Raw genomic sequence first — 14,403 nt, forward strand, 5'->3', positions numbered from 1 at the left:
TAAATATTCTCTAGATTCCTGCTTTCGCAGGAATGACATCAAAAATTCGATCCATGCAACAATGCCTTCGTGGCTTCACCATGACAGTTTGGGTATCCATGCAACAAAGCCAATGCCTTCTCGCAATGATGATCTACACACTTAACACAAATATAAAACAGAACCAAATATATGCATAACATTCCTAGCGAGCAAATAATCAATAATCTAAAAGAAATTAATGATAAATATCAAGAGATTCTCCTGCAGTTAATGCAAGGGAAAGGTAGTATGATACCGAGTAGCTTAGTCGATAGTGACCGAAATAGAGTAATATTCACCAGCATGGTTGAGCAATTTTGGGCAAATCCGGAAAAATTTTGTAACGTTAATGTTGAATATATAGAGAAATTTAGAGAACTTACCTCTAATGCCTGTGCAAAATTTGTCGGTAGCACGGCAAAACCTATATTTTCTCCTGATAATAAAGATAAAAGATTTAAAGATTCCTCTTGGCAAGATAATGCTTATTTTGATTTCGTTAAACAATTTTATTTAATGTCTTCAGAATGCATACAAAAAAATATTCGACAATATGAATTATCACCTAATTTAAAACAACATTTAGAATTTATAACAAAGCAGTTTATCGATGCATTTTCCCCATCGAATTTTGCTTTTTGTAATCCTAAGGTTTTACGTGAAACTTTGGAAAGCGGCGGACAAAATCTTGTGCAAGGTCTTGAGAATTTTCTGAGAGATATCAAAAATTCCGGTGACTTATTAAATATCAATACTACCGATAAATCAGCTTTCCAATTAGGAAAAAATATTGCAAAGACCAAAGGAAAAATTGTTTTTCAGAATGATTTAATGCAGCTTATTTGCTATGAGCCGAAAGATCAAACTCATTCAGTGCCGTTATTTATTATTCCGCCCTGTATCAATAAATATTATATACTCGATTTATCTACCCATAATTCATTAATATCATATTTGGTAGAAAATAATTTTCAGCTATTCCTTGTTTCTTGGGTTAATCCGGATAGCGATATGTCGGAAAAAACTTTTGAAGATTATTTAAAGGACGGCTTACTTGCTCCTTGTGAGTATGTAATGAGTCTCGGCTATAAAAAAATTAACTTTGTCGGCTATTGTATCGGCGGAACTTTTTTAGCTATTTTACTTAGCTATTTAAAATCAAAAAAATTGGATTACGTTAATAGTGCTACCTTTCTTACTACTCTTTTGGATTATACTCACCCCGGAGAAGTCGGCGTATTTATTAACGAGTCGACAATAGGGCATATCGAAGAAGATATGAAGCAAAAAGGCTATTTTGACGGGCGATATTTATCGAATAGCTTTAGTTTATTGCGGGCTAACGATTTAGTTTGGTCATTCTTCGTAAATAATTATTTGCTCGGTAAAACACCGATGCCGTTTGATTTATTATATTGGAATGCCGACCATACTAATCTGCCGGCAAAAATGCACAGCTATTATTTACGCAATATGTATCTTAACAATTTACTAAAAGAACCGAATGCTTTGTCGTTACTAGCTACGCCCATAGATTTAAGCAATATCGATTGCAATTCTTTTTGTATTGCCGCAAAAGATGACCATATAGCTCCTTGGCGTTCGGTATATGAAGGGATGAAGTTACTAAACGGTAATAAAGTTTTCTGCTTAACGGATTCAGGGCATATAGCGGGAATAGTTAACCCTCCGGCAACATCTAAATATAATTATCGCACTCATGATGATTTATTGCTTAGCAGCGAAGACTGGTTTATGGCAGCTAAAGAACATAAAGGATCTTGGTGGAGCTATTGGCTTGATTGGTTACAAAAAAATAATAATGTAGAGCTTAAAAAATCGATAGATTATAAAAATCTAACAACTATTGAAGAAGCTCCGGGTAGTTATGTAAGGAATAAAGTACAGCTAAATTCATAAAGCTTGATACAAGCGAATTTTTCTGGATTCGCCTGTACTCACGTACTAAGTGTACGCTGCGCAGCTCACCATTAAATTCATCTTGTCTGAAGCTTCCTGAATTTAGCTGTAGCTTGATTTGAAGCATGTTATTCCTGCAACTCTTTATGTCATTCTAGCTAAAGGCGGGAATCCAGAAAAATTATAGAGTCATCCTGAATTTCAGTATCTATTACAAAAAGATGCTGAAACAAGTTCAGCATGACAAAGTAAAGTCTGGATTCCCGTTTTCACGGGAATGACATCAAAATACGATCCACACAACAATATCCCGCTATAGCTTAAAATATAATTATTTATAAAATCTAATGAGAAAAAAAAGAAACGCTAGGAAATTTACTGAAATAGTAATTATCTTCATTTTAGGAATTGCTCTCGGTTCTTACTTAGAAAATCCTGATTATTTTACCGATCTATTTCAAGCGAATTTTTCTCCACCCAATAATATAATTAAATCGACTTTACTTGATACTCACCAAGAAACAAGTAATGAAAGAGTACCAGACTATAAAATATCACAAATCTCAAAAGGTAAAGTCAGTACCTGCTTTACGCCTCCCTCCGGTTGCACTAAATTTATAGCGAGTGAAATTGATAAAGCGCAAAGCTCTATTTATATGCAGGCATACGGTATGAGCGACCCTTTAATTACCGACGCTTTAATTAAGGCACAAGCTAGAGGGGTTAAAGTCAGGATGTTACTCGATCGAAGCAATTTGAAGCAAAAATTTTCTAAAATACATGAATTACAAAGAGCAAAAATTGATGTCGGCATAGATAAGGTACCAGGCATTGCTCATAATAAAGTGATAATTATCGATAAGCAAAAAGTCATTACCGGCTCGTTTAATTTTACCGTATCGGCCGATACGAGAAATGCCGAGAATGTTATAGTTATTGAAGATGCTAAGCTCGCTGAGTCTTATTTACAAAACTGGTTAAGCAGAAAAGCAAAAAATCAGAGTAATTGATATAAACCTTATATACAGAATCGATAATAAATATGCACAAAAGAGCTAAAATTTATTTATGTGCGTAAATTTCTCTGGATTCCCGCCTTCGCGGGAATGACACCGAGGGCGTTTTTAACCATCCATGCAACAACACCGGTCAAGCCCACTACTGTACGAACGTTTAAATAAAGAGGTAAAAATTCTGTCATTCCGTGGCTACGACCACGGAATCCAGCTTATAATATCATAAAAAGATTCTAAAATAAGTCTAATATGGCTTTATTTTCCTGGATGCCGTGATCAAGTCACGGCATGACACAGCCTTTTTTCAACGTTCGTACAGTAGTGGGTCAAGCCACGGCATGACACCGAATGCTTTGCAAAAATTCGAGCCATGCAACAACGCCTTTGGTCGCTCGCAATGACGATTCCGGTATCCATGCAACAAGGCTTACAGCTTCTCGCAATGATATTTCAAGCTACAATACTATTACTTAGCTATAATATTCCTTACCGATTTCAATTTTCGGACGGTTGTTAGTTATCCGCCAGTCATTAGTATCACGAAAAGAAAAGATGCAACCACAAAATTCCTGCTTATAAAAATTTTCTTCTTTGGCAATTTCGTACATTCTACTACTACCGCCGTCTTTGCGCCAATTATACGTCCAATAAGTAATGCCTTCGTAATGTGAGGCAGCTTTAATACCGGATTCGTTAATCTGATTCATATCCTTCCATCTCGAAATCCCAAGCGAGCTAGTGATAACTTTAAAATCGTTTTCATAAGCATAAAGGGCGGTACGCTCAAAACGCATATCGAAACATATACTGCAGCGCTTACCTCTTTCCGGTTCGTATTCCATTCCTTTAGCCCTAGCAAACCAATTTTGTGGATCGTAATCGGCATCAATAAATTTTATATTGTTCTTTTCCGCAAAGCGAATATTTTCATTTTTTCTTAACTCATATTCTTTTTTAGGATGGATATTGGGATTATAGAAAAAAATAGTTAAATCAATTCCTGACTTTGCTATTTTTTCCATAAGAGGTCCGACGCAAGGCGCGCAACAAGAATGCAAAAGAACTTTATTTTCTCCTTTCGGTAACTCAAAAACTTCACTCATGACTCTATCAAACTTTTTTTATAGGTTTCTTTGTAAAACCGCAAAATTATAGAAGATAATAATGCCAGCGCAATTAAATAATACGAAATTGCATATTTGTCACCGGTGAATTTTGTGAGCATCATACCCATTACCGGTGCAGTGCCGCCGAATATTGCCGCCGCTAAATTATAGGAAAGTGCAACTCCCGTAAATCTTACGCTGGTCGGGAATATTTCCACTAGCACGGTTGGAATGGGTCCCATATAAATAGCAATAATTCCGGCAAATACTATTTGTGACAGAAGAGCCAGGCAGAAATTCATTGATCCTAAACATATAAAAATCGGATAAACAAGTAAGATCATTAAGACAATTCCCCATATTAATACAGGACGTCGACCGATTTTATCGGAAATATAAGCAGCAATAGGAAATACAACCATCATAGTCACGAGTATTGCGCTGCTAACGATTGAGCTTTGATGATTACTATACCCAAGCGTTTTCATGAAATTACCGATAAAAACCGTTGAGGTATAAAAAGGTGCCGTTACCGTAATATAAAGACCGATTGCTATAATCAATTCTCGCCAATATTTAGTTAGTGTTTCCCGAAGAGGGAAACGTGCTAAACGCCCACTTTCTTTGGCTTTTTTATAGATTGGACTTTCCGATAAATTTTTTCTAATATATAGCCCTACTAAACTGATAAATAAACCGGCAATAAAAGGTATCCTCCAACCCCAATTATAAAGAATATCGGGAGGCATAAAGTAAGAGAAACCGGCAGCCGTAGCAAGACCAAGGAGCATACCGGCACACATACTAACGAAAGAAGCGCTACCTGCAAGCCCTCTTTGTTCTAAAGATGCATGTTCTACAATATAAGAGATACAGCCGCTAAATTCTCCGCCGAGAGAAAAACCTTGTATTAATCTAATAACGGTTAAGATTATAGGAGCAGCAATACCGATAGTATTATAACCGGGTAATAACCCGATGCCGGCGGTCGGTACCGCCATTGTTATAATACCTACTACTAAAGCAATACGCCGACCGAATCTATCACCGATATTGCCGAAAATAATTCCGCCGAGCGGTCTTACTATAAAGCCGGCGGCAAACACGGCAAAAGTTAGTGTTTCACGCATTTCTGAATCAGGAAAAAAATGCTGACCGATTATATAAGCAAATTGAGCATATAATGCATAATCATACCATTCAAGGGCATTGCCGATCATGCCGGATATTACGATCTTTCTCATCAAGTTACTTTGTATTTTATATATCTCAAATAAAGAATAATAAAGTTAATAATCCCTATTCACAAGCAAAAAATAGTTGATATAATATGATTATTGTCGGGTAAGCCATTGAAGCCCTTGTCATTGTCATTGCGAGGCGGTATTGGCATTGTTGCATGGATCAAAAATTGCTATATTTCGGGTATTCTTTAAAAGTACCGTGGTGTGTCATACCGTGGTCAAGCCCACTACTGTACGAACGTTGAAATAAAGAGGTAAAAATTCTGTCATTCCGTGGCTACGACCACGGAATCCAGCTTATAATATCATAAAAAGATTCTAAAATAAGTCTAATACGGCTTTATTTTCCTGGATGCCGTGATCAAGTCACGGCATGACACAGCCTTTTTTCAACGTTCGTACAGTACAGGGTCAAGCCACGGAATGACAAGTTTTAAGCGATTTTAACCATCCATACAACAACGCCAACACCCATTCGCAATGACGTATATGATTATCTATCTGTGTTTTTCATATTGCGGCTTTTTAACTTTATTAATATTTTCCTTTGCAATATCTATTTTACTAGGAGAAATTGTAGCTTCTATCGCTTTATTTTTATTACGCTTTTTTGCTTTTTCTTGCGTCAAAAAAGCTTGATTATTATTTTGAATTTCAGCTTTGAATTCACTAATTTCTTTCTCTTTAGATTTTATTACCGAATCATTATTTAAAATCAACTCGCCGATTTTTTCTCCGATTTGAGGCGCGTATTTTATAGCAAAAATAGAGGTCGGTATAATTATGAGAGAAAAAGTAGCACCTGCTGTTGCAACGCTGATTGCTCCTATGGCTAGCGCACAAATAGCACTGGCAATTTTGCCGGCGGCTTGTTTAAATGTATTATTTTTTTTAATAAATTCTAAAGAAATTTCTAATACTTTATCAATTTCTTTTTTTATATACGAATTTATCTCGTCTTGCCTTTGATATTTCTTTATTGCATACATTACCGAGCTACAAAATAATTCGGGATTAGATTGAATATAATTAATTATATTATTAGAATTTTTTTCTTTTAATAAATTCTTAAATACTGCTTTAATTGCTACTTTATCAGTGTCGCTTATAACTATATCTTTAAAATAAATATTTACTAAATTCTCTGCCACTACATCTTGCGATTGCTCTAAAATATTATCTTTATGAGCAGTATTTGTATCTTCAGATGTAATAGCTACGGCAAATAACGTTAAAGCTACTGAAAAACTATCGTCATTTATGACCTTATTACCCAAAAAAGTTTTTAATTTGAGAATGCAAGAAGCAATATATTTTTTAGCATCAGGCTTAGAGTTAAGCCTTATTACATAGTCTATAGAAATAATATTTGCCAGTGTTGAACATGTAAGACTTGAGATATTATCAATAAAATTATTCATGATATCTTTTTTAAACAATTGAGAATTAATATTATTTAATATAATCATATCATTTATAGTTAGTTTTTTGATACTAATTCCCTAATATACATAGTTAATTTAGCATAAATAAAATCAGGGGATTTTGCTGGTGAAAGTTTATAAATAGTTTTAGGAGTAAGCACTTCCTCGTTACGTACTCGTACAAAAGTTACGATAGTGTTAACCGGCATATAAGAATAAATTTCTCGAAATATTTGTAAAAACGTGTTGAAATCCCGGGCTGCAAATTTTAAATTCACACTATAATTATTTATACTAATTTTTTCATGTTCGCCTTGAAATTCCTGAATATTATTTCTTAGGAAGATTGTATTGACGGTTACGTCAATGGGTTCAGCTAATTTATATTTATCGGCAAGGCTTTGTATTTTTGGTATAAGTTCATAATGATTTAAACAGTCGCTTCTCTTAGGAATACTTAAATTGGCATATTTGGTATAAGCCTCTAATATTTCTTCTTTAGAATTAATTATAGAATATAATTTTAAAGTTTCTTCCGTTAGAGCTTCTTGGGTACTCTGTTTCCTAATAGTAGAGACCTTATACTCTTCCTTAAGGGTTTGTATTAGGAGAATAATTAGTGAAGTACAAAAAAAATATACGACAAATTGAAAAAAAATATAATTTTTTAAATACATAATATATTTTGTAAACATGTTCCTATCCCTTTCGGCTATATTTAATGAATAACGGTATTACTACCTTGCCGGATGTATTAATTATTTTATCTTCAGATACGGTGATATTGAGTTTAATATTTTCGTCGGCCATAGTATCTTGGATAAGTTTTATATGATCATTTAATTTGTTTATAGATTCTGTTACGGATAAGTTAGCGGTTGTAAAATTAAGCAGAATTCTAACATTTAAATATCTTTTAGACATCAATAATATGTTATCTACGTCAGTCAATTCCCATGTGATTTCTTTTAACTGAAAAGGTGGCCCTAAAGTTGTTATATATTTTTCTAATAAATCAAACGGTAATGTTACCGGTGCTTCCAATAATTTTTCTATCACATATAAGTCTGCTAAATTAGTAGTATTTTGAATGTAAGGATATTTATATTTTATCTCATCATATTGTTGGGTCGTTGCATAATATTTTTCACTAAAAAAAAGTGATGCTTTATTGTTTTGGAATGTTTTGTATTTAGTAGCCCCTGCTATAATAAGTAATATAATCATACCGAAACTAAATAATTTAAATATTAAGGAGCCAATAAAATTAAGCTTCTCTATTGATTTTAAATAAGTATTAGTCGCTCGGAAATTTTTATATTTGATAAATAATTTGCTAATATTAGCGTCTAAGAATTTATTAGCGGTTAAATTTACTTCATTTAATATCCCATCCATGGGGATGAAAATTACAGGATGATTTTCAAAATTTGATTGTTGTAATAAAGTTTGTAATTCAGGTTCTACTATAAGAATTATACACGCTTCATTGTTTAAGTTACCGATATAATTTTTAAATAATAACAAACAATCATTTATTTCTTGTTCAATAATTCCTTGAATATATGATTCCGATTTATCGGGAGGATATTCAAATGTGCGCATAGAAATTATATTATCTTGATGTTTTATAATAAATTTAATGCCGCTTGCTTCTAAAATAAATACACAGATCTGAAAATAATCGGCATATTTATTTTGCTGAGTATTTTTTATTATTTTATCAAGAATAGTTTTAAATTCTAACGCTAAAAAATAAATTCCCTTAAAGGCTAGTGATTTGTTTTCAAATACACATTCACCTATGTCGCTCAAAGGCGGCTGATAAGGGCTAGACATAATTAAAGTAGACCAAAACTCGCTCGGTGTTGTAGTCCTCTTATAAACATAATGTGCTATTATATCGTCTTTATTAAAATAGCCGTTAATAAATTGCTCGATAGGGTTAGTTTTTACTATCGATTGCAATATAGGTATTGAATCATGGCGCATTTTGCATTCAGCGCCGTCAAGTAAGAAAAAAACATCGGAGTTTTTAAATTTATGAAAAAAACTTTTATATAAGTTTAAATCTCTCGAATCCGTAAAGGGAATAAATAAACTTTCCGCTAACTTATTTTTTATAAAAGCACTAAGAAAAACACCTTTACTGCCAAATAAAATAACAATATTTTTTTTATACAACCAACGCACTTTTACGTTAGTTAATAAATTAGTCAAGAATTTTGTAATAAATTGCGTGTTTAATTGCATATTTCGTAGTTTGTTTAAATTAAACATAATTAATTATATTTTTTACTATACTGCTTATAACCATTTAAGTATAAAGAAATCTTAATATAACTTAAATATCGATGTCATTTCCGTGAAAACGGGGCGTTGTTGCGTGGCTCGAATTTTTGCAAAGTGTTTCGGTGTCAAGCCACGGTATGACACCGTACTTATAATAACCATAATACGGTAAATTATTAGCCATCCAACAACGCGCCGTTTTCACGGGAATGACATCGGATATACTCAAAAGACACATTCAATAATATCTTATTATGACTAAATTTACCACCGAAGAAGTTAGAAGTAAATTTATAAGTTACTTTGCTTTAAATAATCATGTTCATGTACCGGCTAGTTCATTGATTCCTTATAACGATCCGAGTCTTATGTTTGTTAATTCCGGTATGGTGCAGTTTAAAAACGTGTTTACCGGACAAGAAAAAAGAGCTTATAAAACAGCCGTGACTAGTCAGAAATCACTTAGAGCCGGCGGCAAACATAACGACCTTGAAAATGTCGGCTATACTGCAAGGCATCATACATTTTTTGAAATGCTAGGTAACTTTTCTTTCGGCGATTATTTTAAAGAACAAGCCATATATTATGCTTGGAATCTACTAACTAAAGAATTTGAATTGCCTAAAGAAAAATTATATGTAACGGTTTTCCATACCGACGACGAGGCGGCTTTATATTGGCAGAAAATAGCTAATCTAAGCGATGATCGAATCATTAGGATTAAAACAAACGATAATTTTTGGTCAATGGGTGATCTAGGTCCGTGCGGTCCGTGTTCGGAGATTTTTTATGATCACGGTGAACACGTAAAAGGCGGCTTGCCCGGCACTAAAGATGAAGACGGAGATCGTTTTATCGAAATCTGGAATATGGTATTTATGCAATATGAGCAGATAGATAAAGATACTAGAGTTCCGCTACCGCAACAATCGATCGATACCGGCATGGGGCTTGAACGCGTCACCGCCGTAATGCAAAATGTAAATAATAATTACGATATAGATTTATTTAAAGAAATAATAAACTTCACCGAAAACATAGTAAAAGTTAAGGTCGAAGGTGAAGCTAAGTTTTCGTACCGAGTAATTGCCGATCACTTGCGAGCAGCAGCTTTTTTAATTGCCGACGGAATAATGCCTTCAAACGAAGGAAGGGGCTACGTTTTGCGGCGCATTATGCGCAGATCTATGAGGCATGCGCATATACTCGGTAGCAAAGAGCCGTTAATATATAAGTTATTACCGAAATTAGTGGACCTAATGGGTGATGCTTATCCTGAGCTAAAAAGGGCAGAAGATTTTACCGGCGGTATTTTAAAACAAGAGGAAATTAGATTTAAAGCTACTTTAGAACGCGGTTTAAAATTACTTGACGAAGAAACAAAAACATTTGTCGGCGGTAGTAAATTATCGGGAGAAGTAGCATTTAAATTATATGATACTTACGGCTTCCCGCTTGATTTAACGGAAGATATCTTAAAAAATAGGCAAATTTCGGTTGATCATGCAGGCTTTGACCAAAATATGCAACAGCAAAAAGCGCGCGCGCGGCAATCATGGCTGGGTTCCGGTGAATCTAAAACCGAACAGCTTTGGTTTGAGATAAAAGCGGAATTCGGTAGTACCGAATTCCTTGGTTACACACTTAATGAGGCTGAGGGCATCGTAATTGCTTTAATAAAAAATAACTCGTTAGTAGATGATATTAAGGAAGTAGGTGAGCGATTTTTATTAGTTAGCAATCAAACACCTTTTTACGGCGAGTCCGGCGGTCAAATAGGCGACATAGGATTTATTACTTCACAAAACAGTAAGATTCAAGTAATTAATACTTTAAAATATTTGGGTTCTATTATCGTCCATGAATGTCTTTTAAAGGAAGGCATAATCAAAAAAGGAGATACTGCTAGTTTTAGTATTGATATTAAATATCGGCAAAACTTAAAAATTCATCATTCCGCTACCCATATATTACATGCGGTATTACATGAAATACTGGGCAAACACGTAACGCAAAAAGGTTCATTAGTCGCACCCGATCATTTACGTTTTGATATTAGTCATTCAAAAGCTATTAGCGGCGAAGAGATTAATTTAATTGAAGATAAAGTAAATCAAATTATTAGGGATAACCATAAAGTAAATACTGCTTTAATGTCTACCGATGAGGCAATTAAACTAGGCGCGATGGCTTTATTCGGCGAAAAATATGATCAAGAAGTACGAGTAGTGTCAATGAAGGATGATTACTCGCTAGAGTTATGCGGCGGTACGCATGTCAAGCAAACCGGCGATATAGGTTGTTTTAAAATTGTTAGTGAAAGCGCTATAGCGGCAGGAGTCCGAAGAATAGAAGCAGTTTGCGGAGAGTTTGTCTTAAAATTAATGAGGGACAACGATTTTATACTAAAGTCAGTGGAAAATATTTTGCGAACTAATAAAGATGAACTGGTTAATAAAATAAATAACGTTCTTAATCGCAGTAAAGAATTAGAAAAAGAATTATCGAAAATGCAAGTTGCGGCCCTTGATTTAAGTATAGAGCAAATTGTCAAGGAAGCTACGGAGATATCGGGTATAAAGCTAATCTATAAAATTGTTGAAAATTTAGATAATAAAATATTACGTCAAGCCGCCGAACAATTGGCAAGCAAAATAGAAGATTTGGTAGTTATATATATTGCAAATTGTAACACAAAATTATCTATTACCGTTGCAGTCAGTAAAAATATCAGCAATAAGCTTAATGCCGGTAATATAGCAAAAGAACTTTCCTTATTTTTAGGCGGTAACGGCGGTGGCGGGCAACCCACCGTTGCCCAAGCCGGCGGCAGCGAGATAAGCAAGTTACCTAGTGCGGTAGAGAAAATAAAGAATTTAATTAAAGAGTTAATTAGCAAGTTTTATTAAAATGATATTTTTACCACATTAAAGCGGCACTAACGACATATAGTTATATTTTAGTCTTTTAACTGGTAAAATAATAATATATACTAACTTACATAGCTTAGCCGGGTTGTACTTATCAATTTTGAGATAACCGACTAAATAATTAATACACAATAATAATATTTAAAACTTAAAGGAGCTTAATTATGACAACAAAAAAAATTACACTAGCTTTTCTTGCTTTATTTCTTCTTGCAGGCTGTAATACTTCAAAAAGAACTGCACAAACTGACGGTATGATGAATCAAGGCGAAGAAACTTCTTTAATGAAAGATTTTGAAAAAAGTGCCGGTAATGCAGTATGGTTTGCTTACGATAGTTCCGCTTTATCCGAAAAAAGTAAAGAAGAACTAGAAAAACAAGCTTGCTGGTTATCTAGACATCCTCATGTAAAAGCTACAGTTGAAGGACATTGCGATGAAAGAGGTACTAGAGAATACAATCTAGGTCTTGGCGAAAGAAGAGCAGCCGCTGCACAAAAATTCTTAACACAGAAAGGTGTTGGGCAGGACAGAATAAGCATCATATCTTACGGTAAAGATAGACCGGCTATGATAGGAAATAATGAAGAAGCTTATGCTTATAATCGTAGAGCTGTAACTGTTGTACATCAATAAAAGTTACAACATCTAATTTATCTTTTTAAAGAAGGTCGGGCTTAAAAACCCGACTTTTTTTATAACGAAAATGGTTAAAATATCGCTTAAAGTGCCTTGCAGTTTAATAATTTTCCTTCCATGTCTACAGCGTCATCTCGATCGCTTGATGGCGTTGTTGCATGGCTCAAAAAAAGTGCTGTACAGCGTCATTCAGAAAGCTTGATACAAGCGAATTTTTCTGGATTCGCCTGTGCTCACGTATTATTAACGGCTAGCGCAGGCTCACCTTTAAATTCACATTGTCTAAATCTTTCTGAATTTAGCTGTATGTCATTCCTAGCTAAAGGCGGGAATCCAGAAAAAACACTTAAAATAAGCAAAATTATATAAAAATTTACTATATAACTCGCTTAAATATTCTCTAGATTCCCGCCTTTAGCTAGAATGACATCAAAAATTCGATCCATGCAACAACGCCTGATAACTTAGAATTTACACCGGTATGGAAAGCTGTTATGCTGTAGTCAATTCTTTAAAAAACAATTGATAGTTATTTATGAGTATAAAAATTCATTCAACCGAAGATTTCCACAAGATGCGAGCAGCGGGGAAGTTGGCAGCTGAAACTTTAGATTTTATTACCGATTATGTAAATCCCGGAGTTACTACAAACTCCTTGAATAATCTTTGTCATGATTTTATTATTGCGAGTAATGCTATTCCGGCGCCTTTAAATTATAAAGGGTTTCCAAAATCGATTTGCACGTCGATAAATCATATAGTGTGCCACGGTATTCCAAACGATAAACCGCTAAGGAACGGTGATATAATTAACATTGATGTAACCGTAATCGTTGACGGATGGTATGGCGATACTAGTCGTATGTATTATGTCGGTGAAGTGGCGATTAAACCGAAGCGGCTTATCCAGGTTGCCTATGATGCCATGATGAAAGGGATTGAAATAGTTAAGCCCGGTGTGCGCTTCGGTGATATAGGGCATGCTATCCAAACTTACGCCGAGAAGCATAATTATTCGGTGGTAAGAGATTATACGGGACACGGTATCGGTCAAGTTTTTCATGCTGAACCGTCTGTATTAAATTACGGAACTAAAGGCACGGGGGCAGTACTTAAAGAAGGTATGTTTTTTACTATTGAGCCGATGGTTAATGCCGGTCATTATGCTACGCATTTAAGCAAGCTTGACGGCTGGACGGTTACCACTCGCGATAAATCTTTATCGGCGCAATTTGAACATAGTATGGGAGTTACTAAAGACGGTTTTGAAATATTTACCCTATCACCTAAAAACCTCCGCCACCCTCCTTATGTTAGGTGAAATATGAAAAGTGATAAAAAAATCGTCTGAGCTAAGGAGGCGTTGTTGCATGGATAATTAAAGCACGGTCGATGTCATTCCCGTGCAGGCGGGAATCCAGAAAAAATACTATATAAGTCATCCTGAATTTATTTCAGGATCTTCTATAGATGCTGAAACAAGTTCAGCATGACAAGAAAAAGACTGGGTTCCCGCCTGCGCGGGAATGACATCGAAAATTCGAGCCACGCAACAACGACGGCTTGACCACGGCATCCAGTCTTTTTATTAAGGTTTTTCTGGATACCGTGGTCAAGCCCACTACTGTACGAACGTTTAAATAAAGAGGTAAAAATTCTGTCATTCCGTGGCTACGACCACTTCAGTCCAGCTTATAATATCATAAAAAGATTCTAAAATAAGTCTAATATGGCTTTATTTTCCTGGATGCCGTGATCAAGTCACGGCATGACACAGCCTTTTTTCAACGTTCGTACAGTAGTGGGTCAAGC

Annotated in this window: 16 protein-coding genes; 9 read left to right on the forward strand and 7 right to left on the reverse strand. The window is 34.7% G+C overall.

Annotated features, from left to right (window positions below; all coding sequences use genetic code 11):
- Positions 1–32 precede the first annotated feature (32 nt).
- The 5 genes from AAGD64_RS00495 (at position 33) to AAGD64_RS00520 (ending at position 3,474) form a co-directional block, all read left to right on the forward strand.
- A complete protein-coding gene (locus tag AAGD64_RS00495; RefSeq protein WP_341793468.1) occupies positions 33–179 on the forward strand; it encodes a hypothetical protein in 147 nt (48 codons plus the stop codon).
- Positions 172–1,941 carry a PHA/PHB synthase family protein gene (locus AAGD64_RS00500; RefSeq protein ID WP_253308191.1) on the forward strand — a complete coding sequence of 590 codons (1,770 nt, stop codon included), beginning with the start codon at positions 172–174 and terminating at the stop codon, positions 1,939–1,941. The genes AAGD64_RS00495 and AAGD64_RS00500 overlap by 8 nt, the downstream gene beginning before the upstream one ends.
- Positions 1,942–2,288: 347 nt before the next feature.
- Positions 2,289–2,951: a phospholipase D family protein gene (locus tag AAGD64_RS00510; protein ID WP_341793470.1), complete on the forward strand. Its 663-nt coding sequence runs from the start codon at positions 2,289–2,291 to the stop codon at positions 2,949–2,951.
- A gap of 278 nt (positions 2,952–3,229) precedes the next feature.
- On the forward strand, positions 3,230–3,358 hold the full coding sequence (locus AAGD64_RS00515) for a hypothetical protein (protein ID WP_341793471.1): 129 nt from the start codon (positions 3,230–3,232) through the stop codon (positions 3,356–3,358).
- Entirely contained in the window at positions 3,328–3,474 is a 147-nt protein-coding gene (locus AAGD64_RS00520; protein WP_341793472.1) for a hypothetical protein, read from the forward strand. The genes AAGD64_RS00515 and AAGD64_RS00520 overlap by 31 nt, the downstream gene beginning before the upstream one ends.
- On the opposite strand, the gene AAGD64_RS00525 is transcribed toward AAGD64_RS00520, so the two are convergent.
- The 6 genes from AAGD64_RS00525 to AAGD64_RS00550 form a co-directional block, all read right to left on the reverse strand.
- Positions 3,428–4,060 (reverse strand): epoxyqueuosine reductase QueH, encoded by a 633-nt coding sequence (locus AAGD64_RS00525; RefSeq protein ID WP_341793473.1) that lies wholly within the window; start codon positions 4,058–4,060, stop codon positions 3,428–3,430. The genes AAGD64_RS00520 and AAGD64_RS00525 overlap by 47 nt on opposite strands.
- Complete coding sequence (locus AAGD64_RS00530; protein WP_253308188.1) at positions 4,057–5,307, reverse strand: metabolite/H+ symporter; 1,251 nt, start codon at positions 5,305–5,307, stop codon at positions 4,057–4,059. Before AAGD64_RS00530 ends, AAGD64_RS00525 begins: the two co-directional genes overlap by 4 nt.
- 497 nt (positions 5,308–5,804) lie before the next feature.
- Positions 5,805–6,785 carry an RP853 family protein gene (locus AAGD64_RS00535; protein ID WP_253310085.1) on the reverse strand — a complete coding sequence of 327 codons (981 nt, stop codon included), beginning with the start codon at positions 6,783–6,785 and terminating at the stop codon, positions 5,805–5,807.
- Between the two features lie 2 nt (positions 6,786–6,787).
- The gene (locus AAGD64_RS00540; protein ID WP_341793474.1) at positions 6,788–7,426 is read right to left on the reverse strand and encodes a hypothetical protein; all 639 of its coding nucleotides are present in this window, start codon (positions 7,424–7,426) and stop codon (positions 6,788–6,790) included.
- A 4-nt stretch (positions 7,427–7,430) separates the two neighbouring features.
- Positions 7,431–8,984, reverse strand: coding sequence for a hypothetical protein (locus AAGD64_RS00545; RefSeq protein ID WP_341793475.1), 1,554 nt, complete (start codon positions 8,982–8,984; stop codon positions 7,431–7,433).
- 91 nt (positions 8,985–9,075) lie between these two features.
- Positions 9,076–9,252: a hypothetical protein gene (locus AAGD64_RS00550; RefSeq protein ID WP_341793476.1), complete on the reverse strand. Its 177-nt coding sequence runs from the start codon at positions 9,250–9,252 to the stop codon at positions 9,076–9,078.
- 25 nt (positions 9,253–9,277) lie between these two features.
- On the opposite strand from AAGD64_RS00550, the gene alaS reads away from it, so the two are divergent.
- The 4 genes from alaS to map all read left to right on the forward strand — a co-directional run bounded on the left by alaS (position 9,278) and on the right by map (position 13,912).
- Entirely contained in the window at positions 9,278–11,932 is a 2,655-nt protein-coding gene (alaS, locus tag AAGD64_RS00555; RefSeq protein WP_341793477.1) for an alanine--tRNA ligase, read from the forward strand.
- A 185-nt stretch (positions 11,933–12,117) separates the two neighbouring features.
- The gene (gene pal / locus AAGD64_RS00560) at positions 12,118–12,588 is read left to right on the forward strand and encodes a peptidoglycan-associated lipoprotein Pal (RefSeq protein WP_341793478.1); all 471 of its coding nucleotides are present in this window, start codon (positions 12,118–12,120) and stop codon (positions 12,586–12,588) included.
- Between the two features lie 96 nt (positions 12,589–12,684).
- Positions 12,685–12,960: a hypothetical protein gene (locus tag AAGD64_RS10545; RefSeq protein WP_410526076.1), complete on the forward strand. Its 276-nt coding sequence runs from the start codon at positions 12,685–12,687 to the stop codon at positions 12,958–12,960.
- A gap of 166 nt (positions 12,961–13,126) precedes the next feature.
- Positions 13,127–13,912, forward strand: coding sequence for a type I methionyl aminopeptidase (gene map / locus AAGD64_RS00570; RefSeq protein WP_253308184.1), 786 nt, complete (start codon positions 13,127–13,129; stop codon positions 13,910–13,912).
- Positions 13,913–14,075: 163 nt separating this feature from the next.
- On the opposite strand, the gene AAGD64_RS00575 is transcribed toward map, so the two are convergent.
- Positions 14,076–14,255: a hypothetical protein gene (locus AAGD64_RS00575; protein WP_341793479.1), complete on the reverse strand. Its 180-nt coding sequence runs from the start codon at positions 14,253–14,255 to the stop codon at positions 14,076–14,078.
- Positions 14,256–14,403 lie beyond the last annotated feature (148 nt).

It is taken from the genome of Rickettsia endosymbiont of Ceutorhynchus obstrictus (assembly GCF_964026565.1).
Classification (GTDB): Bacteria; Pseudomonadota; Alphaproteobacteria; order Rickettsiales; family Rickettsiaceae; genus Rickettsia.

What these genes read in the sequence shown, in the direction of transcription:
- AAGD64_RS00545 (WP_341793475.1), bottom strand. Translation starts at nt 8,984, where the DNA reads ATGCAATTAAACACGCAATTTATTACAAAATTCTTGACTAATTTATTA.
- pal (WP_341793478.1), top strand. Translation starts at nt 12,118, where the DNA reads ATGACAACAAAAAAAATTACACTAGCTTTTCTTGCTTTATTTCTTCTT.
- AAGD64_RS00525 (WP_341793473.1), bottom strand. Translation starts at nt 4,060, where the DNA reads ATGAGTGAAGTTTTTGAGTTACCGAAAGGAGAAAATAAAGTTCTTTTG.
- AAGD64_RS00530 (WP_253308188.1), bottom strand. Translation starts at nt 5,307, where the DNA reads ATGAGAAAGATCGTAATATCCGGCATGATCGGCAATGCCCTTGAATGG.
- AAGD64_RS00520 (WP_341793472.1), top strand. Translation starts at nt 3,328, where the DNA reads ATGCAACAACGCCTTTGGTCGCTCGCAATGACGATTCCGGTATCCATG.
- alaS (WP_341793477.1), top strand. Translation starts at nt 9,278, where the DNA reads ATGACTAAATTTACCACCGAAGAAGTTAGAAGTAAATTTATAAGTTAC.
- AAGD64_RS00510 (WP_341793470.1), top strand. Translation starts at nt 2,289, where the DNA reads ATGAGAAAAAAAAGAAACGCTAGGAAATTTACTGAAATAGTAATTATC.
- AAGD64_RS00500 (WP_253308191.1), top strand. Translation starts at nt 172, where the DNA reads ATGCATAACATTCCTAGCGAGCAAATAATCAATAATCTAAAAGAAATT.
- AAGD64_RS00495 (WP_341793468.1), top strand. Translation starts at nt 33, where the DNA reads ATGACATCAAAAATTCGATCCATGCAACAATGCCTTCGTGGCTTCACC.
- AAGD64_RS00540 (WP_341793474.1), bottom strand. Translation starts at nt 7,426, where the DNA reads ATGTTTACAAAATATATTATGTATTTAAAAAATTATATTTTTTTTCAA.
- AAGD64_RS00575 (WP_341793479.1), bottom strand. Translation starts at nt 14,255, where the DNA reads ATGACAGAATTTTTACCTCTTTATTTAAACGTTCGTACAGTAGTGGGC.
- map (WP_253308184.1), top strand. Translation starts at nt 13,127, where the DNA reads ATGAGTATAAAAATTCATTCAACCGAAGATTTCCACAAGATGCGAGCA.